The sequence below is a fragment of the Mesorhizobium neociceri genome, from assembly GCF_013520985.1.
Taxonomy (GTDB): domain Bacteria; phylum Pseudomonadota; class Alphaproteobacteria; order Rhizobiales; family Rhizobiaceae; genus Mesorhizobium; species Mesorhizobium neociceri.
Map to the genome: position 1 here is coordinate 769,116 of NZ_JACDTY010000002.1, position 21,840 is coordinate 790,955.

Genomic DNA, 21,840 nt, shown 5'->3' on the forward strand with positions numbered 1-21,840 from the left:
TTTTCCTGGAATTGCTTTTAGGGAGGAATGCATGAGCGACTGGGTCGAGGCCTGTGCGGCCGGCGATATCGATGAAGAGGATGTGATGCGCTTCGATCATGGGGGCCGCACTTTCGCCATCTATCGCAGCCCCGACGATGATTATTTCGCCACGGATGGCCTGTGCACGCATGAGAAGGTGCATCTGGCCGATGGGCTGGTGATGGACGACATCATCGAATGCCCCAAGCACAATGGCCGCTTCAATTACAAGACCGGGGCGGCGCGCGGCGCGCCGGTCTGCGTCAACCTCGCGACCTATCCGGTGAAGGTCGAGGCCGGCAAAGTGCTGATCCAGATTGGATGATGGTGATGCAAGCGGGGATGGTCATCATTGGCGCCGGCGAATGTGGCGGGCGGGCAGCCCTTGCGTTACGCGAGCTCGGCTATGACGGGTCAGTGACGCTGGTCGGCGACGAGCCGCATCTGCCCTATGAACGTCCGCCTCTGTCCAAGGATGCGATGATTAGCGATGCGCCTGAAATCAAGGCGATCGCCAGCGACGAAATGCTGACCGAGAAATCGATACGGCATATCCATTCCGTTCAAGCCGTAGGGATCGATCGTGCGGCGCATACGGTGCGGCTCTCGGACCGTTCTGTCCTGCCCTACGACAAACTGCTGCTGGCGACCGGCTCGACACCGCGCAGGCTGCCAATGCCCGGGTTGGGCGCGCGCTGTGTATACCTCCGCACCTTTGCCGACGCGCTCGCCATTCGCAGCCATCTGAGCCCGGGCAACCGTATCGCGATCATTGGCGGCGGCTTCATCGGGCTAGAACTCGCGGCCGCGTCGCGCAAGCTCGGCGCCGCAGTTACCGTCATCGAGGCGCAGCCGCGTATCCTGATGCGTGGTGTGCCGGCCGAGATCGCTGAAGTCATCCATGCCGCGCATGAAAGCGAAGGCGTGACCGTGCTTACCGGCGTGGGGATCGCCGATCTCGCCGACGATGGCGCCAAGGTCCGCATCTCGTTCGCCGATGGACGGTCAATCGACGCCGATCTCGCCGTCATCGGCATCGGCGCCGTGCCGGTCACCGGACTTGCCGCCGAGGCGGGCCTGACCGTCGACAACGGCATTGCCGTCGACGGCGAACTCCAAACCAGCGATCCCGACATCTTTGCCGCCGGCGACTGCTGCTCCTTTCCGCTCGCTGTCTATGGCGGCCGGCGGGTGCGGCTGGAGGCCTGGCGCAACGCCCAGGAACAGGGCGCGCTGGCGGCCAGGAACATGCTGGGCGCCGACGAGGCGCATGCAGCCGTGCCGTGGTTCTGGTCGGATCAGTATGGGCTGTCGCTGCAGATCGCAGGGCTTTCCGACGAAGGCAAGACGACGGTGCGCCGCGACCTTGGAGACGGCGCCTTCATCCTATTCCATCTCGCCGAAGATGGCAGGCTGGTGTCGGCAAGCGGCATCGGCCCCGGCAATGCGGTGGCGCGCGACATCAGGCTGGCCGAGATGCTGATCGCCAGGCGGGCAAGGCCGGCGCCGGAGGCGTTGGGTTCGCAGGATGTGAAGCTGAAGTCGTTGCTGGCGGCGTGAGTCGCTCGGCCAATCGTTGAGACCTGCGCCGCAGACACCGCGAAGAAGGGCGACTGCGCCCCTAAAACAGCGCCTTCAGCTCGTCCAGCTTGTCGTTGACCAGCCAGCCGTAATAATTCTCTTCCGGCAGCTTTTCCGGTTCGCCGGCGGCGCGGCGCTTGTCGTTTTCGGCCTTCAGCGCATAGGCGCGCTGCTCGGGATTGCCGACATTGTAGAGCGTGGCGGTCAGCCCCGGATTGCCCGAAATGTCGAAGCCGGCAATGCTCTTGTAGGCGTCGATCGACTTGCGGATCGTCGCCGCCACATAGGGCAGCGTGAGGTCCGGGTCCATGATGGTCTTGTAGACCCCGTTCGGGTCGCCGACATCAAGCTCCGGCAGTCCCGAAACCTTGTGGACGAGATCACTCATCTGCAGCGCGGTCAGCGGGTTGAGCTGGCCGAGGCCAAAGGTCTGGCCGGCATAATAGGGCTGGAAGAAGGTGGCGCCGAAGCGGTCGTTGGGAAAGCTTGTGCCACCGACGGTCTTGCCGCGGAAAGAGTGGTTCCACACCTGCTCGCGGCATTCCCACAGATCGTAGCTGTCGGACATTGTGCATTTCTTGAATTCCGGCCGCTGCACGAAATCCGTTATGTCCTCGCCATCATAGGCGAAGGACAGCTTGCTGGAGAGGTAGGAGATCGCCTTGACGTAATAGGTCTGCAGCCGGTCGTAGGCGTCGACATTGTAGGTGTGCTCGCCGACGATGGCGCCGACGATATGCAAGGGGTTGATGCCGTAAGCGGCGGCCGCCTTCTTGATCTTGGCGCGCAGTTCGGCGTCACTCTGCAGCAGGGCATAGACCTTGCGGTATTTGGCCTGGAAGGTGGTGTTGGTGGCCTGGGTGCGACGGCTCGATGCGCCCGGGATGTCGGGCTGCACGGCATTGCGGTTGCCCGCCGGCACCAATGTTGCCGCGTCGGCGGCGAACAGCGTCGCCGCCAGCGTCAAGCCGAGAATGATCAGGATCAGTTTTTTCATGCGCCGCCGCCTAAGCAATTCCAGGAAAAGTGGGAAACGGTTTTCCGTCCGGAATTGCGTCTAGAGAATTGCCGCGCAAACTAGGGAGTGCTCCCGGTTGAGTCGAGAGTGCCCCTGCACCCGGCAAGACGAAAGGTGGCCCGATGATACCATCCGGCCACACATCATGCTGTTTGCCGGAAATTGTTGCCTGAACCGGCGCCGGACTGATCCGGCGCCCCCGTTTAAAGGATGAATCGCGACAAATCTGTGTTTCTGGAGAGGTCGCCGACATGCTTTTCCACATAGGCGGCGTCGATGGTCACGCTGGTGCCATTGCGGTCCGGCGCGTCATACGAGATCTCGTCCAGCACGCGCTCCATCACCGTCTGCAGGCGCCGGGCGCCGATGTTTTCGACGCTGGCGTTGAGGTCGACGGCGATGCCGGCCAGCGAATCGATGGCGTCGTCGGTGAAGGTCAGGTCGACGCCCTCGGTCTTCATCAGCGCGATATACTGCTTGATCAGGCTGGCCTCGGTCTCGGTCAGGATGCGGACGAAATCGTCCTTCTCCAGCGCCCGCAACTCGACTCGGATCGGCAGGCGGCCTTGCAACTCCGGCAACAGGTCCGACGGCTTCGATACGTGGAACGCGCCCGAGGCGATGAACAGGATGTGGTCGGTCTTCAACGGCCCGTATTTGGTCGCCACCGTCGTGCCTTCGATCAGCGGCAGCAGGTCGCGCTGCACGCCTTCGCGTGAAACGCCGGCGCCCATGCCGCCTTCGCGCGAGGCGATCTTGTCGATCTCGTCGAGGAAGACGATGCCGTCGTTCTCGGTCGCATCCAGCGCCAGGCGCACGACCTCGTCCTGATCGAGCAGCTTGTCGGACTCGTCGTTGACCAGCAGCGCGTAAGATTCCTTCACCGTCGTCTTGCGCGCCTTGGTCTTCTTGCCGCCCATCGCCTTCGACAGCATATCGTTGATGTTGAGCACGCCGATATTGGCACCCGGCATGCCGGGAATCTCGAAGCCGGGCATGCCGCCGGTACCGGTGTCGGCGACCTCGATCTCGATTTCCTTGTCGTCTAGCTCGCCGTCGCGCAGCTTCTTGCGGAAGCTGTCGCGGGTGGCCGGGCTCGCCGTCTTGCCGACCAGGGCCTCCAGCACGCGCTCCTCGGCGTTGAGGTGGGCGCGCGCCTTGACGTCCTCGCGCATCTTGTCGCGCACCAGGCCGATGGCGATCTCGACGAGGTCGCGGATGATCTGCTCGACATCACGGCCGACATAGCCGACTTCGGTGAACTTGGTCGCTTCGACCTTGACGAAGGGCGCGCCGGCGAGCCGCGCCAGGCGGCGCGAGATCTCGGTCTTGCCGACGCCGGTCGGGCCGATCATCAGGATGTTCTTCGGCATCACCTCTTCGCGCATCTGGCCTTCCAGCTGCTGGCGGCGCCAGCGATTGCGCAAGGCGATGGCCACGGCGCGCTTGGCGTCCTTCTGGCCAATGATGAAGCGGTCGAGTTCCGAAACGATTTCACGGGGAGAGAAGGTGGTCATATCACTACATTCCACTTTGCCACTGCTTGATGGACTCGAACGGATGCAGCAGCATGATCACGTTGAGCGTCAGATTGTCCCGGATGAGGTAGCCGACACCCAGTTCGAAGATGATGGCGAGGCCGACGACGACTGATATAGGTAGCTTTCTGGCCATCACAAATCCCAGCACCATGGCCAGTGTGTCGGACACCGAATTGATGATCGAGTCGCCGTAGTAATCCAGCGAAATGGTGCCGGCCCGGTAGCGGTCGATGATGAACGGGCTGTTTTCCAGGAGCTCCCAGCCGCCTTCGATGACGACCGCAAACGCCAGGCGCAGGCCGATCGGCGAACGCGGAAACAGGAACCAGGCCAAGGCGTAGAACAGGAAGCCGTGGATGATGTGGGAGAAGGTGTACCAGTCGGAAATGTGCTGTGAATTCTCCGAACTGTTCACCACGCCGTGCCAGAGTTTGACGTAGCCGCAGGTGCAGATCGGCGTGCGGCCCATGCCGTATAGCGCGCCGGCCTGGAAGATGAGCAGAGCGAGCACGAGCAGAAGCCCCATCCGCCAGCTGTCTTCGTCGGCCGAGTAATTTTTGTCCCCGCCCAGTGTCGTCATCAGGTTATTCCCCCTCTTGCGCGTCGCCTTCGGCATCGACGGCCATCAGCACGACGTCCCCATATTCCGAGTGCCTGCGATCGATAGCCCTGAAGCCCGCCTTTTCATAGGCGCGGATGGCGCGGCCATTGTCGGGATGCGGATCGATGATGACGCGCGGCGCGCCCTCCTCGAACAGCTGTTCGACGAACTGCCTGACGATGGCCGAACCATGGCCTTTGCCGACGAGGTCCGGCACGCCGATCGACAGATCGATGCCGAGCGTGCCGAAAGGCTGGTCGGCATAGGGATGGCCGTCCTCCAGATGCGGATCGTAGCTCTGCAGATAGGCGATCGGCCTGCCGTCGAGTTCGACGATCAGCGGCTCGACGGAAATCGAGTCGATGTTCTCCCGAATCCCTGCAATTTCGGTCTCCGGATCGTCCCACCATTGCGCGACATGCGGCTCGCCCAGCCAGCCGGCAATCATCGGCAGGTCCCTTTCGGTCACCGGCCGAAAATCATAGAGCACCGCCGACTCAGGCGGCATCGAGCGTTTCAATGACGAAATTGTTGTTGGTGTAGACGCAGATGTCGGAGGCGATCTGCATCGCCTTGCGGGCGATCTCCTCGGCGTCCTTGTCGGAGTCCATCAGCGCGCGGGCGGCGGCCAGAGCGTAATTGCCGCCGGAGCCGATGGCCATGACGCCGAATTCGGGTTCGAGCACGTCGCCGGTGCCGGTCAGCGCCAGCGACACCGACTTGTCGGCAACCAGCATCATCGCTTCCAGCCGACGCAGATAGCGATCGGTGCGCCAGTCCTTGGCGAGCTCGACGCAGGCGCGTGTTAATTGGTCGGGATATTGTTCGAGCTTGGCTTCCAGCCGCTCAAGCAGGGTGAAGGCGTCCGCCGTGGCACCGGCGAAACCGGCAATGACGTTGCCGCCCTTGCCGATGCGGCGCACCTTCTTGGCGTTGCCTTTCATGATGGTCTGGCCAAGGCTGACCTGGCCGTCGCCGGCGATCACCACCTTGTTGCCCTTGCGCACCGTCACGATGGTCGTGGCGTGCATGGTCAGTTCATTCGACATTTGTAGCTCCGATTCGCGCGATCCCGATAAGGCGATTGGCGCGGGATTTCGATCGGCCATATGTATGCATGGGGCTAACGATTGCAAACCGCCTTCGGCATGGCCGATGGAAGCCCGCATCGCAACTGGCCATCGCCGGATCATGCTGCTAGAAGGCTTTCGTTTTCAAGCAAATGAGCGCTTGGAGGCATTGTCTTTACGTTTCGCCCCAGTCGTGTGCCCAAAGACAAGGACAAGGTCATGGCGTCCCGTTCCGCCGAAGTCAGCCGCAAGACCAAGGAAACCGACATCGCCGTGTCGGTCCATGTCGACGGCACCGGTATCTCCGACATGTCGACGGGCGTCGGCTTCTTCGACCATATGCTGGACCAGCTGTCGCGCCACTCGCTGATCGACATCACGGTCAAGGCCAAGGGCGACCTGCACATAGACGACCACCACACGGTCGAGGATACCGGCATTGCGATTGGCCAGGCGCTGGCCAAGGCGCTGGGCGAGCGGCGCGGCATTATGCGCTATGCCTCGATTGATCTCGCCATGGACGAAACGCTGACACGCGCGGCGATCGACGTGTCCGGCCGGCCGTTCCTGGTCTGGAACGTCGCCTTCTCGTCGCCGAAGATCGGCACGTTCGACACCGAACTGGTGCGCGAATTCTTCCAGGCGCTGGCGCAGAATGCCGGCATCACGCTGCATGTCACCAATCACTACGGCGCCAACAACCACCATATCGCCGAGACCTGCTTCAAGGCGGTTGCGCGTGCGCTGCGTGCAGCACTGGAGCGCGACCCGCGCCAGCCAGACGCGGTTCCCTCCACCAAGGGATCTCTGAAAGGGTAGGCTGATGGCCATCTATGTCGTGATGGAACCGCCAGGCCGCACCGAGGCGGCCGACGCAACCATTTTTGTCCGCGACGGGTTCTCCTGGCTGGCTTTCCTGCTGGCGCCGCTATGGCTCGCCTGGCACCGGCTGTGGGTCGAGGCCGCGCTCGCCTTTGTCGCCATGGGCGTCATCTCGCTGCTCGGCCAAAGGCTGGGGCTGGATTGGGCGAGCTCGGCGCTGTCGCTGCTGGTCTCGCTCTATATCGGGCTGGAAGGCCAAGGGTTGCGCATCGCAGCACTTCGCCGCCGCGGCTGGCATGAATGGGGCGTCATCCAAGCCGACAATCAGGACGATGCCGATATCCGCCAGACGCTGGATGCCGAGGCACTCGCCGATGAACCGGCGCCGATGCCGCGCATCGTGCCCGACGCCAGCCTTGCCCGGCCGGCGCAGACCGGGCTGACGCTCGGGCTGACCCACACGTCGGGAAAAGCCTGAGATGCGGGTTGCTATCATCGACTACGGGTCGGGCAATCTGCGCTCGGCCACCAAGGCCTTCGAGCGCGCCGCGCATGAGGCCGGCATTGCCGCGACAATCGAGCTGACCGCCGATGCCGAACGGGTGCGCAGCGCCGACCGCATCGTGCTCCCCGGCGTCGGCGCCTATGCCGATTGCGCGGCCGGCCTGCGCGGCGTCGCCGGCATGTGGGAAGCGGTGGAGGAGGTGGCGATCGCCAAGGCGCGGCCGTTCCTCGGCATCTGCGTCGGCATGCAGCTGATGTCGCAGCGCGGCCTGGAAAAGACCGTGACCAAAGGCTTTGGCTGGATTGCCGGCGACGTCAAGGAGATCACGCCGGCCGATCCAGTGCTGAAAATCCCGCAAATCGGCTGGAACACCATCGATCTCAGCCGTAAGCATCCGCTGTTTTCCGGTATTGCGACGGGAGCCAAGGGCCTGCACGCCTATTTCGTCCATTCCTACCACCTCGATGCCCAAAAGGCCGACGAAGTGTTGGCCGTTGCCGACTATGGCGGCGCGGTGACGGCGGCCGTCGCGCGCGGCAACCTCGCCGGCACGCAGTTCCACCCCGAAAAGAGCCAGGCGCTCGGCCTGGCGCTGATCACCAATTTCCTGCGCTGGAGGCCCTGAGAACCATGAGCAAGAAGGGCTATTGGATGGCTATGGTCGATGTTCGCGACCCCGAGGTCTACAAGCAATATATTGCGGCGAATGCCGTGGCTTTTGCCAAATACGGGGCGAAATTCGTGGTCCGGTCCGGGCGCTATGCCAACCCGGAGCAACCGACAGGCAATCGCCATGTGCTGGTGGAGTTCGAGTCCTACGATGTGGCCGTCGCCTGCTATCACTCGCCGGAGTATCAGGAGGCGTCGAAATACAGGCTCGCCGCCTCGACCGGCCATTTCGTCATCGTCGAGGGTGCCTGACTGTGATCCTATTTCCGGCCATCGACCTCAAGGACGGCAAATGCGTGCGGCTGAAGCACGGCGATATGGCGACCGCGACGATCTACAATGACGACCCGGCAGCCCAGGCCAAGGCCTTCGAGGACCAGGGTTTTGAATGGTTGCACGTCGTCGACCTCAACGGCGCCTTCAAGGGCCAGAGCGTCAACAGCGCGGCGGTCGGCGCCATCCTCAAGGCGACGAAAAACCCGGTGCAGCTCGGCGGCGGCATTCGCACGCTGGCGCAGATCGAGGATTGGCTCGACCGCGGCCTGGCGCGCGTCATTCTCGGCACGGTGGCGGTGCGCGATCCCGACCTGGTGAAGCAAGCCTGCAAGGAATTCCCCGGCAAGATCGCCGTTGGCGTCGACGCCAAGGGCGGCAAGGTGGCGGTCGAGGGCTGGGCCGAGGCCTCCAGCCTCGGCGTCATCGAACTGGCACAGAAATTCGAGGGTGCCGGCGTTGCCGCCATCATCTACACCGACATCGACCGCGACGGCGTTCTGACCGGCATCAACTGGGATGCCACGATCGACCTCGCCGACGCAGTGTCGATCCCGGTCATCGCTTCGGGCGGGCTCGCCTCGATCGCCGACGTCGTGCGCATGACCATGCCCGACGCCAAAAAACTCGAAGGCGCGATCTCCGGCCGTGCGCTCTATGACGGGCGCATCGATCCGGCCGAGGCGCTGGCGGTGCTGCAAGGCGCGGCAATGGAGACCCGATCTTGAAAATCTCCATCATCCTAGCCTCCTATGACAGCGGCCACTATCACGGCGGCATGGGCCAAGGCCCGGACGCGCTGATTTCTGGCGGGCTCGTCGATGCGCTGACATTGGCCGGGCATGACGTCGTCGTTACCGATATCGGCAGGGTGGGCGAGGAGCAGGAACGTGAGATCGCCACCGGCTTTGCGGTCTGCAGTGCCGTCTCCGGCGAAGTCCGCATCGCCATCGACCGCGGCCGGTTTCCGATCGTGCTGGCCGGCAACTGCCTGACATCAGCCGGCGCTGTCGCCGGCGAGGGTGCCGATGCGATCATCTGGGCCGACCAGCATGGCGATCTCAACACGCCGGAAACGTCCGTCTACGGCTTTCTCGACGGCATGGCGCTGGCGACGGTCCTAGGGCTGTGCTGGAAGCCGATGGCATCGGCCATCCCAGGCTTCAAGGCGATCGATCCGGCAAGCTGCGTGCTGGTCAATGCGCGCGACCTCGACCCCGCCGAAACGGAGCTGTTGAAGACGCTGCCGGTCATCCGCACCGAATGCCCCAACTGGGCCATGGCCTGCGGCAGATTGAAGGCGCCGGACGCAAAGCGGGTGCACCTGCATCTCGACCTCGACGTGCACGACCCCGAGGCGCTGCAAGCCAACCGCTACACCACGCCGGGCGGCCCCGAGCCGAAACAGCTGCGCCAGGCGGTGTGCGGCATGGCCGGCCTGCTGCCGATTTCCGGCATCACCATCTCGGCTTACGATCCGGCCTTCGACGCGCAGGCTGAGGTTCCGCCGCTGGTCGGCGAACTGCTCACCGAGCTGCTGGCGACGATGGAGAAGGACTGATGCTGAAGGCGCGCGTCATCCCCTGCCTCGACGTCAAGAACGGCCGCGTCGTCAAGGGCGTCAATTTTGTCGATCTCATAGATGCCGGCGACCCGGTCGAGGCGGCAAAAGCCTATGACGCGGCCGGCGCCGACGAACTCTGCTTTCTCGACATCACCGCATCGTCCGACAACCGGGAAACCATCTTCGACGTCGTCGCCCGCACCGCCGAACAATGTTTCATGCCGCTGACCGTCGGTGGCGGCGTGCGCCAGGTCGCCGACATCCGAAAGCTGCTGCTGGCCGGCGCCGACAAGGTGTCGATCAACACGGCGGCGGTGAAGAACCCGGACTTTGTCGCGGAAGCCGCCGACAAGTTCGGCAACCAGTGCATCGTCGTCGCCATTGACGCCAAGAGGGTGTCGGCGCCAAATGAAGCCGATCGCTGGGAGATATTCACCCATGGCGGCCGAGAGAAGACCGGCATCGATGCGATCGAATTCGCGCGAAAAATGGTCGATCGCGGCGCCGGCGAGATTCTGTTGACCTCGATGGACCGCGACGGCACCAAGGCCGGCTACGACATTGCGCTGACCCGCGCGATTGCGGATGCCGTGCGCGCGCCGGTCATCGCATCGGGCGGTGTCGGCACGCTCGATCATCTGGTCGAGGGCATTCGCGACGGCCATGCCGGTGCTGTGCTAGCGGCCTCGATCTTCCATTTCGGCACGTACACGATCGCCGAAGCCAAGGCGCATATGGCCAAGGCCGGGCTGCCGATGCGGCTGGACTCATCTGTCGATCGGCCTTAAACGGCGCAAATGGCTGAATTTTCGCTGTCCGACCTGGAAAAAATCATCCACGAACGCGCCCAGTCCGGCGACCCGGACTCGTGGACGGCAAAACTGTTCGCCAAGGGCATGGACAAGGCGGCGCAGAAGCTCGGCGAGGAGGCGGTCGAGACGGTGATTGCCGCCGTCACGGGCGACAAAAAAGCCCTCGTTTCCGAAAGTGCCGATCTTATATATCATTGGCTTGTCGTGCTCGGGATTGCGGGGGTGCCGCTGGACGACGTACTGCGCGAGCTCGAGGGCCGTACCGGCCGTTCGGGCGTCGCCGAAAAGGCTTCGCGGTCGAAGGGTTGACCGCTAGAGCCGGATGATTTCAGGCCGAGGCCTGAAATCTGAATCCGTCTCTAAACTTGATGAAGGAGCATGATGTCGTCCGAAAACCGCTTCACACTTTTCGGCATCATGCTCTAGAGGGCAGGAAACTCGATGGACCAGCTCGCTCCGACCGAGAAATATTCCCCCTATCGTTTCTTCTCGGCCGAGCAATGGTCGAACTTCCGCGCCGACACGCCGATGACGCTGAGCGAAGACGAGATCAACCGTCTGCGCTCGCTCAACGACCCGGTCGACCTCGAAGAGGTCAAGCGCATCTATCTGTCGCTGTCGCGGCTGCTGTCGGCGCATGTCGAGGCCAGCCAGCTGCTGTTTCGCCAGCGCCAGGCCTTCTTCAACGCGCTGGACGTGGTCAAGACGCCATTCATCATCGGCATTGCCGGCTCGGTGGCGGTCGGCAAGTCGACCACGGCACGCGTGCTCAAGGAGCTTCTGGCGCGCTGGCCGTCGAGCCCCAAGGTCGACCTCATCACCACCGACGGTTTTCTCTTACCCAATGAGGTGTTGCGGCGCGATAATCTGATGGAGCGCAAGGGTTTTCCCGACAGTTACGATGTCGGCGCGCTGCTCAGGTTCCTGTCGGGCATCAAGTCGGCGCAGCGCAATGTCCGCGCGCCGGTCTATTCGCATTTGACCTATGACGTCATTCCCGGCGAGTTCGTCACCATCGACCGGCCCGACATTCTAATCTTCGAAGGCATCAACGTGCTGCAGCCGGGCAAATTGCCGAAGGACGGCAAGATCGTGCCGTTCCTGTCGGATTTCTTCGACTTCGCCATCTACATCGATGCCGACGAAAGACTGATCCACCACTGGTACATCGCCCGCTTCATGCGGCTGCGCGAGACGGCCTTCCGCAATCCGGACTCCTTCTTCCACCGCTATTCGCAGCTATCGGAAGACGCCGCGCGCGCCATCGCCGAAGGGCTGTGGGCCAACATCAACCTGAAGAACTTGCGCGAGAACATCGTGCCGACACGGGCGCGCGCCGACCTCATCCTGCGCAAGGGCGCCAATCACCTGGTCGAGGAAGTGGCGCTCAGGAAACTGTGAAATCCAAGGCTATAACTTAAAGTCATCTTAACCCAGACTTGCCTATTGTTGCACCTGATCCGCGGGCTTGGGCAGGCAATAGACGCGCTATTACCGTAACGTTCAGGAGTGGTTACGGTCACAAGCCTATAGTTTGGCGGGCAGGGATGCCTTTCAAAGGTGGCGGGCGATGTTTGCTGCGAACAATCGAGCAATTCTCATTCTGGCGACGGTAACACTGGCTACTGTGTCGCTGATGCTCGTGGTGCTGCTGGCGACACGTACCGAGATAAACCTCGCCAGCATCAAGCCCCTGGGTTTTCTGCTTAGCGTGCAATTCCTACTCGTCGTCTATTGTCGACTTCGTCGTCTCAAGGGATTGCAGCCGATCGTTGAGACGATCTTCCTTTTCATAGCCCTCAATTTCGGCCTGCTGCCGATCTCATACGCGGGCATGCGATTCAATCTTCCGATTGCGGACGGCTGGCTGTCAGCAATGGATCACGCGATAGGTTTTCACTGGCGGCCCTTCATCGTCTCCATCGACAACCGACCGCTGCTGGCAGGCTTATTGTTTGGCGCCTACACCTCTTTTGGGCCTCAGCTATTCTTGATACCGGCCTATTTTGCCCTTGCGGGCGGTGTCAACAGAGCGTGCGCCATGGTTTCCGCCTACGCGGCGATCGTTATTGTATCGAGCGTCATCAGCATCTGGTTCCCATCAGAGGGAGCTTTCCATTTTTATGGTCTCCACCAGTCAGACCTAAAGAACATAAATATTCATTTTGGCGTTGCATATCTTTCGGAATTCGGAGCAGTGCGCACCCAACCTGTGTTCGAAATGGGCCTGGATCGTATTCAGGGATTGCTGACGTTTCCATCAGTTCATGTCGCCGGCGCCGTGCTTTGTACCTGGGCGGCATGGGGATCACGCTATCTTTGGGCCCCGGTGGCATTACTAAATATGGCCATGGCGGTATCGACGATCAGCCACGGGGGACATTTCGCCATCGATGTCGTTGCCGGTGTTTTCGTGGCGCTCGCCTGCATCTTTCTCTCGCGTCTATCCTTTCAAGATGCCGATGCTGGCGCCACACGCGCCGCTGAAGCAAGGTTTTGGCGGGAAATTTTTCAGGCGAAATGGCGGTCGCGCAACGCTTCTGCGGTGCCGTACTCCGCCAAGTGATGGCTTTTTTCAGCTCGGCCGATTGACCCGCCGCAGCGTCAGATTGATCCTGCCGCCATTCTTCAGCAGCGCCGAGGTCGACGGATAAATCCGGTCGACGCCGTGGAAGCAGAGCCGACCTTCGCCGCCGAGCACGACGACATCGCCGCTTTTCAGCCTGAACGATTTTGTACCGCCGTCGCGCGTCGTCTGGCCGACCCGGAACAGGCAGTCGTCGCCAAGCGATACCGAGACCACCGGCGCCGAGAAATCGGCCTCGTCACGATCCTGGTGCAGGCCCATCTTGGCGTCCTGCGTATAGAAATTGACCAGGCAGGCTTCCGGCGGATGCGGATAGGCGGAGACTTGCTCCCACAATTGCATCAGCGCGTCCGGGATCGGCGGCCATGGCTCCCCGGTCAGCGGATGCGTCGGCTGGTAGCGATAGCCCAGCTCCTTGTCGGTGACCCAGCCGAGCGAGCCGCAATTGGTCATGCGCACGCTCATCTCCTTGCCGGTGCGCGGCATGGCCGGCACGAACAGCGGCGCCTGCTGCACGATGGTCCTGACCGCTTCGACCAGCGCTTCCTGCGCCGCGCGGGACAAGTAACCAGGCATATGGCGGACGCCTTTGGGCAGAACGAGCATGGCTCAGCGGTTCCTCCAGTTGAAAGGCCGACAATGCCACCGCCAAACAAAAACGGCGACCCGAAAGCCGCCGTTTGTCGACAGGACCGGTTTCGGTCAGGCGTCGGGGGCGGACTACATCCGGCCGGCGTTTAATCGTTCTCTACCCGGCCGCGCAGCTTCTTGATCGTGCCGCGCCCGGCCTTGCTTTTCAGCCGCCGCTCCACCGCACCCTTCGACGGCCGCGTCTTCTTGCGCGGCGGCGGTGGCGGTTCGGCGGCCTTGGCGACCAGCGCGGTCAGCCTTGCGCGCGCATCCGCCCGGTTCTGCTCCTGGGTGCGGAAGCGGCCTGCCTCGATGACGATGACGCCGTCCTTGGTGGCGCGCTGGCCGGCAAGCTTGATCGTGCGCGCGCGCACGCGTTCCGACAGGCCGGCCGCATTGGCGGCGTCGAAGCGCAATTGCACGGCGGTCGCCACCTTGTTGACGTTCTGGCCGCCGGGACCGGACGAGCGGATGAAATCCTCGTGCAGGTCGCCCGTATGGATCACGGCTTCGTCGGCAATGATGATGTCGTCGATCGGCATGCCGCAGTCATGGCGCGGCGGATCAAAAAAGAAAAGGCCCGATCGAGACCGGGGCCTTTCAAGGATGGGTCGGGACCTCGTCTATTCCGCCGCTTCCTGCAGGCGAGGCGCGGCGCCGAGCACGACGGCATCGACATGGCTTTCGAATTTCTCGAAGTTGACGGCGAACATGCCGACCAGCCTTGCGGCCTGACGGTCATAGGCCGCCTTGTCGGCCCAGGTCGAGCGCGGGTCGAGAATGGCGCTGTCGACACCAGGCACGGCCACCGGCACCTCGAAGCCGAAATTGGCATCGGTTCGGAAGCCGGCCGCCTTCAGCGAGCCGTCGAGCGCGGCGGCCAGCAAGGCGCGCGTCGCCTTGATCGGCATGCGCTTGCCGGTGCCATAGGCGCCGCCGGTCCAGCCGGTGTTGACCAGCCAGCAATCGGCGCCATGGCGGGCGATCAACTCGCGCAGCAGATTGCCGTATTCCTTGGGGTGGCGTGGCATGAACGGGGCGCCGAAGCAGGTCGAGAAGGTTGCTTCCGGCTCGGTCACGCCTTTTTCGGTGCCGGCCACCTTGGCGGTGTAGCCGGAGAGGAAGTGATACATCGCCTGCGCCGGAGTCAGCCTGGCGATCGGCGGCATGACGCCGAAGGCATCAGCGGTCAGCATGATGATGTTTTTGGGATGGCTGGCGCGTCCGCTCTTCGAGGCATTGGGGATGAAGTCGAGCGGATAGGCACAGCGCGTGTTTTCGGTGAGCCTGCCGTCGTTGAAGTCCGGCACGCGGTCGGCATCGAGCACGACATTTTCCAGCACCGTGCCGAAACGCTGCGTGGTGGCGAAGATTTCCGGCTCGGCCTCGGCCGACAGCCGGATCGTCTTGGCGTAGCAGCCGCCTTCGAAATTGAAGATGCCGTGCGGGCCCCAGCCGTGCTCGTCGTCGCCGATGAGCGTGCGCGACGGGTCGGCCGACAGCGTCGTCTTGCCAGTGCCCGACAGGCCGAAGAAGATTGCAGCGTCACCGGCGGGGCCTTCGTTGGCCGAGCAGTGCATCGGCATGACGCCCTTTTCCGGCAGCAGATAGTTCAGCATGGTGAACACCGACTTCTTCATCTCGCCGGCATAGGAGGTGCCGCCGATCAAAACGATCTTGCGGGTGAGATCGACGGCGATCACCGTTTCGGTGCGGCTGCCGTGGCGGGCCGGATCGGCGCGGAAGGACGGCAGGTCGATGATCGTCATCTCCGGCACGAACTGCTCCAGCTCGGCAGCCTGCGGGCGGATCAAAAGGTTGCGGATGAACAGCGAGTGCCAGGCGAATTCGGTGATGACCCGCGTCGGCAGCTTCAGATCGGCATAGGCGCCGCCGACGAGGTCCTGCACATACAGATCCTTGTCCGCGGCGTGGACAAGGAAATCGGCGAACAGCGTTTCGAACTGGGCCGGCGAAATCGCCTTGTTGTTGTCCCACCAGACATGTGCCTCGGTGGCGCCATCGCGCACGACAAACTTGTCCTTCGGCGAGCGGCCGGTGTGCTGGCCGGTCTCGGCAAGCAGCGCTCCACCGGCGGTCAACCTGGCCTCGCCACGGCGGATCGCGTCCTCGTAAAGGGCAGCCGCACCAAAATTATAATGCACCGTGCCGGTGGTTTTCAGGCCGATACGATCGATCGCGCAGGCAGAATTGCGTTTGCCGACTTCCGACATCAAGGGTCCCTTCTTCTGGATTCGCCGCACTTTGCCGGCGCATTTCCGGCATGCCCGCGATGGGGGCTGAGACGGTCAGAACCAGAAAACCCGAATGATATCAAATCATTAATCGATTTAAAAATTTTGAAAGTTGTTTAAATCGTTTATATGTGCAAAAAATCACATTGGTTGCCCAAAGGATTGGCACACAGTGTTCGTCCAATCCGTGTAGAGGTGCGATTGGGGCCGCCGGCAAGCCGTCCGCGACAGCGGATGGAGCCTGTGCCACATTTTGTACCTAATTTGTCCTGCAAAAGCCCCTTCTCTAAGACAGAAGGGACAGCTCATGAGGGAGCCGCTTGAAATGGCAACAATCGCGCTTGTCGATGACGATCGCAACATTCTGACGTCGGTCTCGATTGCCCTCGAATCCGAGGGGTATCGCGTCGAGACCTACACGGATGGGGCGTCGGCGCTGGAGGGCCTGGCGGCGCGTCCGCCGAATCTCGCCATCCTCGACATCAAGATGCCGCGCATGGACGGCATGGAGCTGTTGCGCCGGATGCGCCAGAAGTCCGACCTGCCGGTGATCTTCCTGACCTCTAAGGACGACGAGATCGATGAGCTTTTCGGCCTCAAGATGGGCGCCGACGATTTCATCCGCAAACCGTTCTCGCAGCGCCTGCTGGTCGAGCGGGTGCGCGCCGTGCTGCGCCGTGCCAGTGCCCGCGAGGCTGCGGCAAAGGCGCCCAGCCAGCAGGCCCGTTCGCTCGAGCGCGGTCAGCTGGTGATGGACCAGGAACGCCACACCTGCACCTGGAAGGGCGAGCCGGTGACGCTGACGGTCACCGAATTTCTCATCCTGCACTCGTTGGCGCAGCGCCCCGGCGTGGTAAAAAGCCGTGATGCGCTGATGGATTCAGCCTATGATGAGCAGGTCTATGTCGACGACCGCACCATCGACAGCCACATCAAGCGGCTGCGCAAGAAGTTCAAGGCCGTCGACGATGACTTCGAAATGATCGAAACGCTTTACGGAGTCGGGTACCGGTTCCGCGAAGCTTAAGTTAGTGCATGTCGCCCAAAAGTGGTCCCGGTTTTGGGACAACGGCATGCATCAAACCAAAGACTAGCCGGGAGCTGCTATTCGATGGCAGTGGACGTAGAGCGAGGCAGACGGGCGGGCGCCGGCAGGCGGCCGTCCAGGATTATGCCCGCATTCCTGTCGAGGATCACGGTGCCGATGCGCCGCTTCCTCGGCCATCACATCTTTTCCAGCCTGACCCGGCGCATCCTGTTCCTCAACCTGGCCGGCCTCGCCGTGCTGGTTACCGGCATCCTCTATCTCAACACCTTCCGCGACGGGCTTATCGACGCCCGCGTCGAAAGCCTGATGACACAAGGCGAGATCATCGCCGGTGCGATCGCGGCGTCGGCGACGGTGGAAACCGATTCGATCAGCATCGATCCGGAAAAACTGCTCGAACTGCAGGCCGGTGAAAGCCTGGGGCCGGGCTCCGACCAGCTCGACAATCTGGATTTCCCGATCAATCCCGAGCGCGTCGCGCCGGTGCTGCGGCGGCTGATTTCGCCGACGCGCACGCGCGCCCGCATCTACGACCGCGACGCCAATCTGCTGCTCGATTCGCGCCATCTCTATTCGCGCGGCCAGATTCTGCGCTACGACCTGCCGCCGGTCGAGGACGAGCAGCCGGATATGCTGGAGCGGGTGCAGAAATTCGTCTTCGATTTCTTCCGCAACAAGGACCTGCCTGTCTACCATGAGCAGCCCGGCGGCAACGGTGCGGCCTTCCCCGAAGTGGTCAAGGCGCTGACCGGCAGCCCGTCGACCATCGTGCGCGTCTCGGAACAGGGCGAGCAGATCGTCTCGGTGGCGGTGCCGATCCAGCGCTTTCGTGCCGTGCTCGGCGTGCTGATGCTGTCGACGGAAGGTGGCGACATCGACAAGATCGTCGCCGCCGAACGCAAGGCGATTTTGCGCGTGTTCGGCATTGCGGCACTTGTCACCGCCATCCTGTCGATGCTGCTGGCCTCCACCATCGCCAACCCGCTGCGGCGGCTGTCGGCGGCGGCGGTGCGGGTGCGGCGCGGCGTCAAGAACCGTGAGGAAATCCCCGACTTTTCCGACCGCCAGGACGAAATCGGCAATCTGTCGATCGCGGTGCGCGACATGACCAATGCGCTCTATGCCCGCATCGAGGCGATCGAAAGTTTTGCCGCCGACGTCTCGCACGAGTTGAAGAACCCGCTGACCTCGCTGCGCAGCGCGGTGGAGACGCTGCCGCTGGCCAAGAACGACAATTCACGCGGCCGGTTGATGGAGATCATACAGCACGATGTCCGGCGCCTGGACCGGCTGATCACCGACATTTCCGATGCTTCGCGCCTCGACGCCGAACTGGCGCGGGAAGATGCCGCGACCGTCGATCTGAAGAAATTCATCACTGACCTCGTCGCCGTGTCGCGCGAGGCGACGCGCAACAAGAAGGCCGTCGAGATCGAGTTCAAGGCCGCCAAGCTGCCGCAAGGCGTCAAAGGCTACTTCGTCACCGGCCACGACCTCAGGATCGGCCAGGTCATCACCAATCTGATCGAGAATGCCCGCTCCTTCGTGCCGGAGGACCACGGTCATATCGCCATTTCCCTGGCGCGCGCGGGCAAGGTCAACATCGTCACCGTCGACGACAACGGTCCTGGCATCCGGGTCGACACCATCGACCGCATCTTCGAGCGCTTCTACACAGACCGCCCGGCCGGCGAGGCGTTCGGCCAGAATTCGGGGCTTGGCCTGTCGATATCCAGGCAGATCGTCGAAGCCCATGGCGGCACGCTGACCGCCGAGAACATCCCGGGCACCAAGCCCGGCGACATCAAGGGTGCGCGCTTCGTGGTGACGCTGCCGGCCGAAGGCTGATCCGTGAAAGCGGAAAATATTCACGGAACGGCGCTGCTCATCGGCGAACGCGGTGTGCTCATCACCGGACCGTCCGGCGCCGGCAAGACGACACTGGCGCTGGTGCTCATCGACCATTGTCGGGCGCGCGGCCTGTTTTCACGGCTGATCGGGGACGACAGGCTGCTTGCGGCCGCTCACGCCGGGCGGCTGGTCTGCCGCGTACCCGCCACCATTGCCGGCCTCGCGGAAGTGCCAGGGTTCATGCCACGGCCGCTGTCGTTCGAGCCAAGCGGGGTCATCGACCTCCATATCCGGTTGGTGCCGAAGCATGAGAGGGACCGCTTTCAGGAAGATTTCAGCGAGCCGATCGCGGGCTGTCCGGTACCGCGGATCGATCTCATCGAGCGCAACGTTGCGACGGCCTTGCCGGCCGTAATGGCGCGGCTGTCGATCGCGGCTTTCGCATGATCCGGTTTCGATTTATTGCTGCAATGCGTCAAAATGGCGTAGGTCGGCGCAATTTTGGGCTTGTCAACGCGCCGCGCGTCGACAAGATAGCGCTCCCGCCGCCTGGGATGGCCGGCGAGCATAAAAAGCGCCTGTGAAGCGGCGATGACGGGAGCCACCATAGAATGATCGGACTCGTGCTTGTAACGCACGGTCAACTGGCCGCCGAGTTCCGCCATGCCGTGGAACATGTCGTGGGGCCACAAGACAATTTCGAAACCGTGGCGATCGGCGCCGATGACGATATGGAGCAGCGTAGGCGCGATATCGTCGACGCCGTCGGCCGCGTCGACACCGGGACCGGCGTCATCGTTCTGACCGACATGTTCGGCGGCACGCCCTCCAACCTCGCCATTTCGGTGATGGAATCCGGCCGCACGGAGGTCATCGCCGGCATGAACCTGCCGATGCTGATCAAGCTGTCGTCGATCCGCAAGGGTGACAACATGGCGGCCGCGCTCGATGAGGCGCAGGCCGCCGGGCGCAAATACATCAACGTCGCCAGCCAGCTCCTGAGCAGCAAATGAACGCGCTGTCGCCGGTTGAGATCGTGCGCGAGTTCCCGATCGTCAATCAGCGCGGCCTGCATGCGCGCGCCTCGGCCAAGTTCGTCCAGGTCGCCAGCGGCTTCGACGCCACCGTCCATGTCGAAAAAGACGGACTCAAGGTCGGCGGCACCTCGATCATGGGCCTGATGATGCTGGCGGCGAGTCCCGGCTATTCGATCCGCGTCACCGCCAGCGGCACGGAGGCCGTGGCGGCGATGGACGCATTGGAGCAGCTGGTCGCTTCACGCTTCGGCGAAGAGTGCTGAACCGTGCCCTCTAAAACACATACGCGCATAAAGATTTCTTTATATCCCATTGTCGTCTGACCGGTGATCTGCTAGTCAAGCCGGCATTCCCGCGCCCTTCGACGCGCCGTGTGGCGCAGGCGCATCCTGAAGACAAATCACACCGGAGCACTGCCATGACAGGTAGCAAGGACTATGTGGTCGCCGACATTTCGCTTGCCGGCTGGGGCCGCAAGGAACTCGATATCGCCGAAACCGAAATGCCGGGTCTGATGGCCTGCCGCGAGGAATTCGGCGACAAGAAGCCGCTGAAGGGCGCGCGCATCACCGGCTCGCTGCACATGACCATCCAGACGGCCGTGCTGATCGAGACGTTGAAGGCGCTCGGCGCTGATATCCGCTGGGCTTCGTGCAACATCTTCTCGACCCAGGACCATGCCGCGGCGGCGATCGCCGAAGCCGGCATCCCGGTGTTCGCCGTCAAGGGCGAGTCGCTCGAGGAGTACTGGGACTACACCGACAAGATCTTCCAGTGGGCCGATGGCGGCCTCTCCAACATGATCCTCGACGATGGCGGCGACGCCACCATGTACATTCTGATCGGCGCCCGCGCCGAAGCCGGCGAGGACGTGCTGTCCAACCCGCACAGCGAGGAAGAGGAATACTTCTACGCCCAGGTCAAGAAGCGCCTGAAGGCGTCGCCCGGCTTCTTCACCAAGCAGAAGGAAGCCATCCGCGGCGTTACCGAAGAGACGACGACGGGCGTCAACCGGCTCTACCAGCTGCAGAAGAAGGGCCTGCTGCCCTTCCCGGCGATCAACGTCAACGACTCGGTCACCAAGTCGAAGTTCGACAACAAATATGGCTGCAAGGAATCGCTGGTCGACGGCATCCGCCGCGGCACCGACACCATGATGGCCGGCAAGGTCGCGGTCGTCTGCGGTTATGGCGACGTCGGCAAGGGTTCGTCGGCTTCGCTCAAGGGCGCCGGCGCCCGCGTCAAGGTCACCGAAGTCGATCCGATCTGCGCGCTGCAGGCGGCGATGGACGGCTTTGAAGTCGTCACGCTGGAAGATGCGGCTCCGACCGCCGACATCGTCATCACCACGACCGGCAACAAGGATGTCGTCACTCTCGACCACATGCGCTCGATGAAGGACATGGTGATCGTCGGCAATATCGGCCACTTCGACAATGAGATTCAGGTCGCGTCGCTGCGCAATTTGAAGTGGACCAACGTCAAGCCGCAGGTCGATATGATCACCTTCCCGGACGGCAAGCGGATGATCCTGCTGTCCGAGGGACGCCTGCTCAACCTCGGCAACGCCACCGGCCATCCGAGCTTCGTCATGTCGGCCTCGTTCACCAACCAGGTGCTGGCGCAGATCGAGCTCTACACCAAGCCCGGCCAGTACCAGAACCAGGTCTATGTGCTGCCCAAGCATCTCGACGAGAAGGTGGCACGGCTGCATCTCGACAAGCTCGGCGCCCGCCTGACCGAACTGTCCGGCGAACAGGCCGCCTATATCGGCGTGACTCCGCAGGGTCCGTTCAAGCCGGAACACTACCGCTATTAAGCATAGCGCAAATTACCACTAGATATTGAAGCCGGGCGATTGACATTTCGCCCGGCTTCTTTTTTGCGCTGAATGATTCTTCACGCCGATTCCAGCACGCGCTATTGTGGTGATTCGCGGGCCGGGGACGAGGGCC

Annotated in this window: 26 protein-coding genes; 18 read left to right on the forward strand and 8 right to left on the reverse strand. The window is 62.7% G+C overall.

What is annotated here, in order from left to right:
• Positions 1-31: 31 nt before the first annotated feature.
• Positions 32-346, forward strand: a complete 315-nt coding sequence (locus H0241_RS07650) for a MocE family 2Fe-2S type ferredoxin (protein WP_023744927.1) — start codon at positions 32-34, stop codon at positions 344-346.
• Entirely contained in the window at positions 343-1,581 is a 1,239-nt protein-coding gene (locus tag H0241_RS07655) for an NAD(P)/FAD-dependent oxidoreductase (protein WP_407941727.1), read from the forward strand. Before H0241_RS07650 ends, H0241_RS07655 begins: the two co-directional genes overlap by 4 nt.
• 61 nt (positions 1,582-1,642) lie before the next feature.
• On the opposite strand, the gene H0241_RS07660 is transcribed toward H0241_RS07655, so the two are convergent.
• The 5 genes from H0241_RS07660 to hslV form a co-directional block, all read right to left on the reverse strand.
• Positions 1,643-2,599 carry a DUF1402 family protein gene (locus H0241_RS07660; RefSeq protein ID WP_181056783.1) on the reverse strand — a complete coding sequence of 319 codons (957 nt, stop codon included), beginning with the start codon at positions 2,597-2,599 and terminating at the stop codon, positions 1,643-1,645.
• A gap of 224 nt (positions 2,600-2,823) precedes the next feature.
• A complete protein-coding gene (gene hslU, locus H0241_RS07665) occupies positions 2,824-4,137 on the reverse strand; it encodes an ATP-dependent protease ATPase subunit HslU (RefSeq protein WP_181056784.1) in 1,314 nt (437 codons plus the stop codon).
• 4 nt (positions 4,138-4,141) lie between these two features.
• The gene (locus H0241_RS07670) at positions 4,142-4,741 is read right to left on the reverse strand and encodes a DUF2585 domain-containing protein (RefSeq protein WP_181056785.1); all 600 of its coding nucleotides are present in this window, start codon (positions 4,739-4,741) and stop codon (positions 4,142-4,144) included.
• A 4-nt stretch (positions 4,742-4,745) separates the two neighbouring features.
• On the reverse strand, positions 4,746-5,270 hold the full coding sequence (locus H0241_RS07675; RefSeq protein ID WP_181056787.1) for a GNAT family N-acetyltransferase: 525 nt from the start codon (positions 5,268-5,270) through the stop codon (positions 4,746-4,748).
• Positions 5,260-5,811 carry an ATP-dependent protease subunit HslV gene (hslV, locus tag H0241_RS07680; protein WP_128302721.1) on the reverse strand — a complete coding sequence of 184 codons (552 nt, stop codon included), beginning with the start codon at positions 5,809-5,811 and terminating at the stop codon, positions 5,260-5,262. The genes H0241_RS07675 and hslV overlap by 11 nt, the downstream gene beginning before the upstream one ends.
• Before the next feature lie 240 nt (positions 5,812-6,051).
• On the opposite strand from hslV, the gene hisB reads away from it, so the two are divergent.
• The 10 genes from hisB (at position 6,052) to H0241_RS07730 (ending at position 13,043) form a co-directional block, all read left to right on the forward strand.
• On the forward strand, positions 6,052-6,651 hold the full coding sequence (gene hisB / locus H0241_RS07685) for an imidazoleglycerol-phosphate dehydratase HisB (RefSeq protein WP_181056789.1): 600 nt from the start codon (positions 6,052-6,054) through the stop codon (positions 6,649-6,651).
• A gap of 4 nt (positions 6,652-6,655) precedes the next feature.
• Complete coding sequence (locus H0241_RS07690) at positions 6,656-7,132, forward strand: DUF2628 domain-containing protein (RefSeq protein ID WP_181056790.1); 477 nt, start codon at positions 6,656-6,658, stop codon at positions 7,130-7,132.
• A gap of 1 nt (position 7,133) precedes the next feature.
• Positions 7,134-7,784 carry an imidazole glycerol phosphate synthase subunit HisH gene (hisH, locus tag H0241_RS07695; protein WP_181056792.1) on the forward strand — a complete coding sequence of 217 codons (651 nt, stop codon included), beginning with the start codon at positions 7,134-7,136 and terminating at the stop codon, positions 7,782-7,784.
• 5 nt (positions 7,785-7,789) lie between these two features.
• Entirely contained in the window at positions 7,790-8,080 is a 291-nt protein-coding gene (locus H0241_RS07700) for a DUF1330 domain-containing protein (RefSeq protein ID WP_181056794.1), read from the forward strand.
• A gap of 2 nt (positions 8,081-8,082) precedes the next feature.
• On the forward strand, positions 8,083-8,829 hold the full coding sequence (hisA, locus tag H0241_RS07705; protein ID WP_181056795.1) for a 1-(5-phosphoribosyl)-5-[(5-phosphoribosylamino)methylideneamino]imidazole-4-carboxamide isomerase: 747 nt from the start codon (positions 8,083-8,085) through the stop codon (positions 8,827-8,829).
• Positions 8,826-9,662 carry an arginase family protein gene (locus tag H0241_RS07710; protein ID WP_181056797.1) on the forward strand — a complete coding sequence of 279 codons (837 nt, stop codon included), beginning with the start codon at positions 8,826-8,828 and terminating at the stop codon, positions 9,660-9,662. The genes hisA and H0241_RS07710 overlap by 4 nt, the downstream gene beginning before the upstream one ends.
• On the forward strand, positions 9,659-10,453 hold the full coding sequence (hisF, locus tag H0241_RS07715; protein WP_181056874.1) for an imidazole glycerol phosphate synthase subunit HisF: 795 nt from the start codon (positions 9,659-9,661) through the stop codon (positions 10,451-10,453). The genes H0241_RS07710 and hisF overlap by 4 nt, the downstream gene beginning before the upstream one ends.
• 9 nt (positions 10,454-10,462) lie before the next feature.
• Positions 10,463-10,786 (forward strand): phosphoribosyl-ATP diphosphatase, encoded by a 324-nt coding sequence (locus H0241_RS07720; protein WP_181056798.1) that lies wholly within the window; start codon positions 10,463-10,465, stop codon positions 10,784-10,786.
• 132 nt (positions 10,787-10,918) lie between these two features.
• Entirely contained in the window at positions 10,919-11,878 is a 960-nt protein-coding gene (gene coaA, locus H0241_RS07725) for a type I pantothenate kinase (protein WP_181056799.1), read from the forward strand.
• A gap of 169 nt (positions 11,879-12,047) precedes the next feature.
• On the forward strand, positions 12,048-13,043 hold the full coding sequence (locus H0241_RS07730; protein ID WP_181056800.1) for a phosphatase PAP2 family protein: 996 nt from the start codon (positions 12,048-12,050) through the stop codon (positions 13,041-13,043).
• 9 nt (positions 13,044-13,052) lie between these two features.
• Here the strand turns inward: H0241_RS07730 and H0241_RS07735 are convergent, their stop codons facing one another.
• The 3 genes from H0241_RS07735 to H0241_RS07745 form a co-directional block, all read right to left on the reverse strand.
• Positions 13,053-13,670 carry an alpha-ketoglutarate-dependent dioxygenase AlkB family protein gene (locus tag H0241_RS07735; protein WP_181056801.1) on the reverse strand — a complete coding sequence of 206 codons (618 nt, stop codon included), beginning with the start codon at positions 13,668-13,670 and terminating at the stop codon, positions 13,053-13,055.
• Positions 13,671-13,801: 131 nt separating this feature from the next.
• Entirely contained in the window at positions 13,802-14,236 is a 435-nt protein-coding gene (gene arfB / locus H0241_RS07740; RefSeq protein ID WP_181056802.1) for an alternative ribosome rescue aminoacyl-tRNA hydrolase ArfB, read from the reverse strand.
• Between the two features lie 81 nt (positions 14,237-14,317).
• The gene (locus tag H0241_RS07745; protein WP_181056803.1) at positions 14,318-15,928 is read right to left on the reverse strand and encodes a phosphoenolpyruvate carboxykinase; all 1,611 of its coding nucleotides are present in this window, start codon (positions 15,926-15,928) and stop codon (positions 14,318-14,320) included.
• 346 nt (positions 15,929-16,274) lie between these two features.
• Here H0241_RS07745 and H0241_RS07750 point away from each other — a divergent pair, with 346 nt between their 5' ends.
• The 6 genes from H0241_RS07750 (at position 16,275) to ahcY (ending at position 21,704) form a co-directional block, all read left to right on the forward strand.
• Positions 16,275-16,976 carry a response regulator transcription factor gene (locus H0241_RS07750; protein ID WP_010912942.1) on the forward strand — a complete coding sequence of 234 codons (702 nt, stop codon included), beginning with the start codon at positions 16,275-16,277 and terminating at the stop codon, positions 16,974-16,976.
• A gap of 84 nt (positions 16,977-17,060) precedes the next feature.
• Positions 17,061-18,845: a stimulus-sensing domain-containing protein gene (locus H0241_RS07755; RefSeq protein WP_181056804.1), complete on the forward strand. Its 1,785-nt coding sequence runs from the start codon at positions 17,061-17,063 to the stop codon at positions 18,843-18,845.
• 3 nt (positions 18,846-18,848) lie between these two features.
• Positions 18,849-19,295, forward strand: a complete 447-nt coding sequence (locus H0241_RS07760; RefSeq protein ID WP_181056805.1) for an HPr kinase/phosphorylase — start codon at positions 18,849-18,851, stop codon at positions 19,293-19,295.
• A 164-nt stretch (positions 19,296-19,459) separates the two neighbouring features.
• The gene (locus tag H0241_RS07765) at positions 19,460-19,861 is read left to right on the forward strand and encodes a PTS sugar transporter subunit IIA (RefSeq protein ID WP_142868692.1); all 402 of its coding nucleotides are present in this window, start codon (positions 19,460-19,462) and stop codon (positions 19,859-19,861) included.
• A complete protein-coding gene (locus H0241_RS07770) occupies positions 19,858-20,148 on the forward strand; it encodes an HPr family phosphocarrier protein (protein WP_181056806.1) in 291 nt (96 codons plus the stop codon). Before H0241_RS07765 ends, H0241_RS07770 begins: the two co-directional genes overlap by 4 nt.
• A gap of 155 nt (positions 20,149-20,303) precedes the next feature.
• The gene (ahcY, locus tag H0241_RS07775; RefSeq protein ID WP_181056807.1) at positions 20,304-21,704 is read left to right on the forward strand and encodes an adenosylhomocysteinase; all 1,401 of its coding nucleotides are present in this window, start codon (positions 20,304-20,306) and stop codon (positions 21,702-21,704) included.
• Positions 21,705-21,840 lie beyond the last annotated feature (136 nt).

Excerpts from the sequence above, each read along its gene's own strand:
- H0241_RS07720 (WP_181056798.1), top strand. The coding sequence starts at position 10,463 with ATGGCTGAATTTTCGCTGTCCGACCTGGAAAAAATCATCCACGAACGC.
- hslV (WP_128302721.1), bottom strand. The coding sequence starts at position 5,811 with ATGTCGAATGAACTGACCATGCACGCCACGACCATCGTGACGGTGCGC.
- H0241_RS07655 (WP_407941727.1), top strand. The coding sequence starts at position 343 with ATGATGGTGATGCAAGCGGGGATGGTCATCATTGGCGCCGGCGAATGT.
- H0241_RS07745 (WP_181056803.1), bottom strand. The coding sequence starts at position 15,928 with ATGTCGGAAGTCGGCAAACGCAATTCTGCCTGCGCGATCGATCGTATC.
- coaA (WP_181056799.1), top strand. The coding sequence starts at position 10,919 with ATGGACCAGCTCGCTCCGACCGAGAAATATTCCCCCTATCGTTTCTTC.
- H0241_RS07735 (WP_181056801.1), bottom strand. The coding sequence starts at position 13,670 with ATGCTCGTTCTGCCCAAAGGCGTCCGCCATATGCCTGGTTACTTGTCC.
- H0241_RS07675 (WP_181056787.1), bottom strand. The coding sequence starts at position 5,270 with ATGCCGCCTGAGTCGGCGGTGCTCTATGATTTTCGGCCGGTGACCGAA.
- ahcY (WP_181056807.1), top strand. The coding sequence starts at position 20,304 with ATGACAGGTAGCAAGGACTATGTGGTCGCCGACATTTCGCTTGCCGGC.
- H0241_RS07750 (WP_010912942.1), top strand. The coding sequence starts at position 16,275 with ATGGCAACAATCGCGCTTGTCGATGACGATCGCAACATTCTGACGTCG.
- hisH (WP_181056792.1), top strand. The coding sequence starts at position 7,134 with ATGCGGGTTGCTATCATCGACTACGGGTCGGGCAATCTGCGCTCGGCC.
- H0241_RS07690 (WP_181056790.1), top strand. The coding sequence starts at position 6,656 with ATGGCCATCTATGTCGTGATGGAACCGCCAGGCCGCACCGAGGCGGCC.
- H0241_RS07765 (WP_142868692.1), top strand. The coding sequence starts at position 19,460 with ATGATCGGACTCGTGCTTGTAACGCACGGTCAACTGGCCGCCGAGTTC.
- H0241_RS07650 (WP_023744927.1), top strand. The coding sequence starts at position 32 with ATGAGCGACTGGGTCGAGGCCTGTGCGGCCGGCGATATCGATGAAGAG.
- H0241_RS07770 (WP_181056806.1), top strand. The coding sequence starts at position 19,858 with ATGAACGCGCTGTCGCCGGTTGAGATCGTGCGCGAGTTCCCGATCGTC.
- hslU (WP_181056784.1), bottom strand. The coding sequence starts at position 4,137 with ATGACCACCTTCTCTCCCCGTGAAATCGTTTCGGAACTCGACCGCTTC.
- H0241_RS07730 (WP_181056800.1), top strand. The coding sequence starts at position 12,048 with ATGTTTGCTGCGAACAATCGAGCAATTCTCATTCTGGCGACGGTAACA.
- arfB (WP_181056802.1), bottom strand. The coding sequence starts at position 14,236 with ATGCCGATCGACGACATCATCATTGCCGACGAAGCCGTGATCCATACG.
- H0241_RS07700 (WP_181056794.1), top strand. The coding sequence starts at position 7,790 with ATGAGCAAGAAGGGCTATTGGATGGCTATGGTCGATGTTCGCGACCCC.
- H0241_RS07755 (WP_181056804.1), top strand. The coding sequence starts at position 17,061 with ATGGCAGTGGACGTAGAGCGAGGCAGACGGGCGGGCGCCGGCAGGCGG.
- hisB (WP_181056789.1), top strand. The coding sequence starts at position 6,052 with ATGGCGTCCCGTTCCGCCGAAGTCAGCCGCAAGACCAAGGAAACCGAC.
- H0241_RS07660 (WP_181056783.1), bottom strand. The coding sequence starts at position 2,599 with ATGAAAAAACTGATCCTGATCATTCTCGGCTTGACGCTGGCGGCGACG.
- H0241_RS07670 (WP_181056785.1), bottom strand. The coding sequence starts at position 4,741 with ATGACGACACTGGGCGGGGACAAAAATTACTCGGCCGACGAAGACAGC.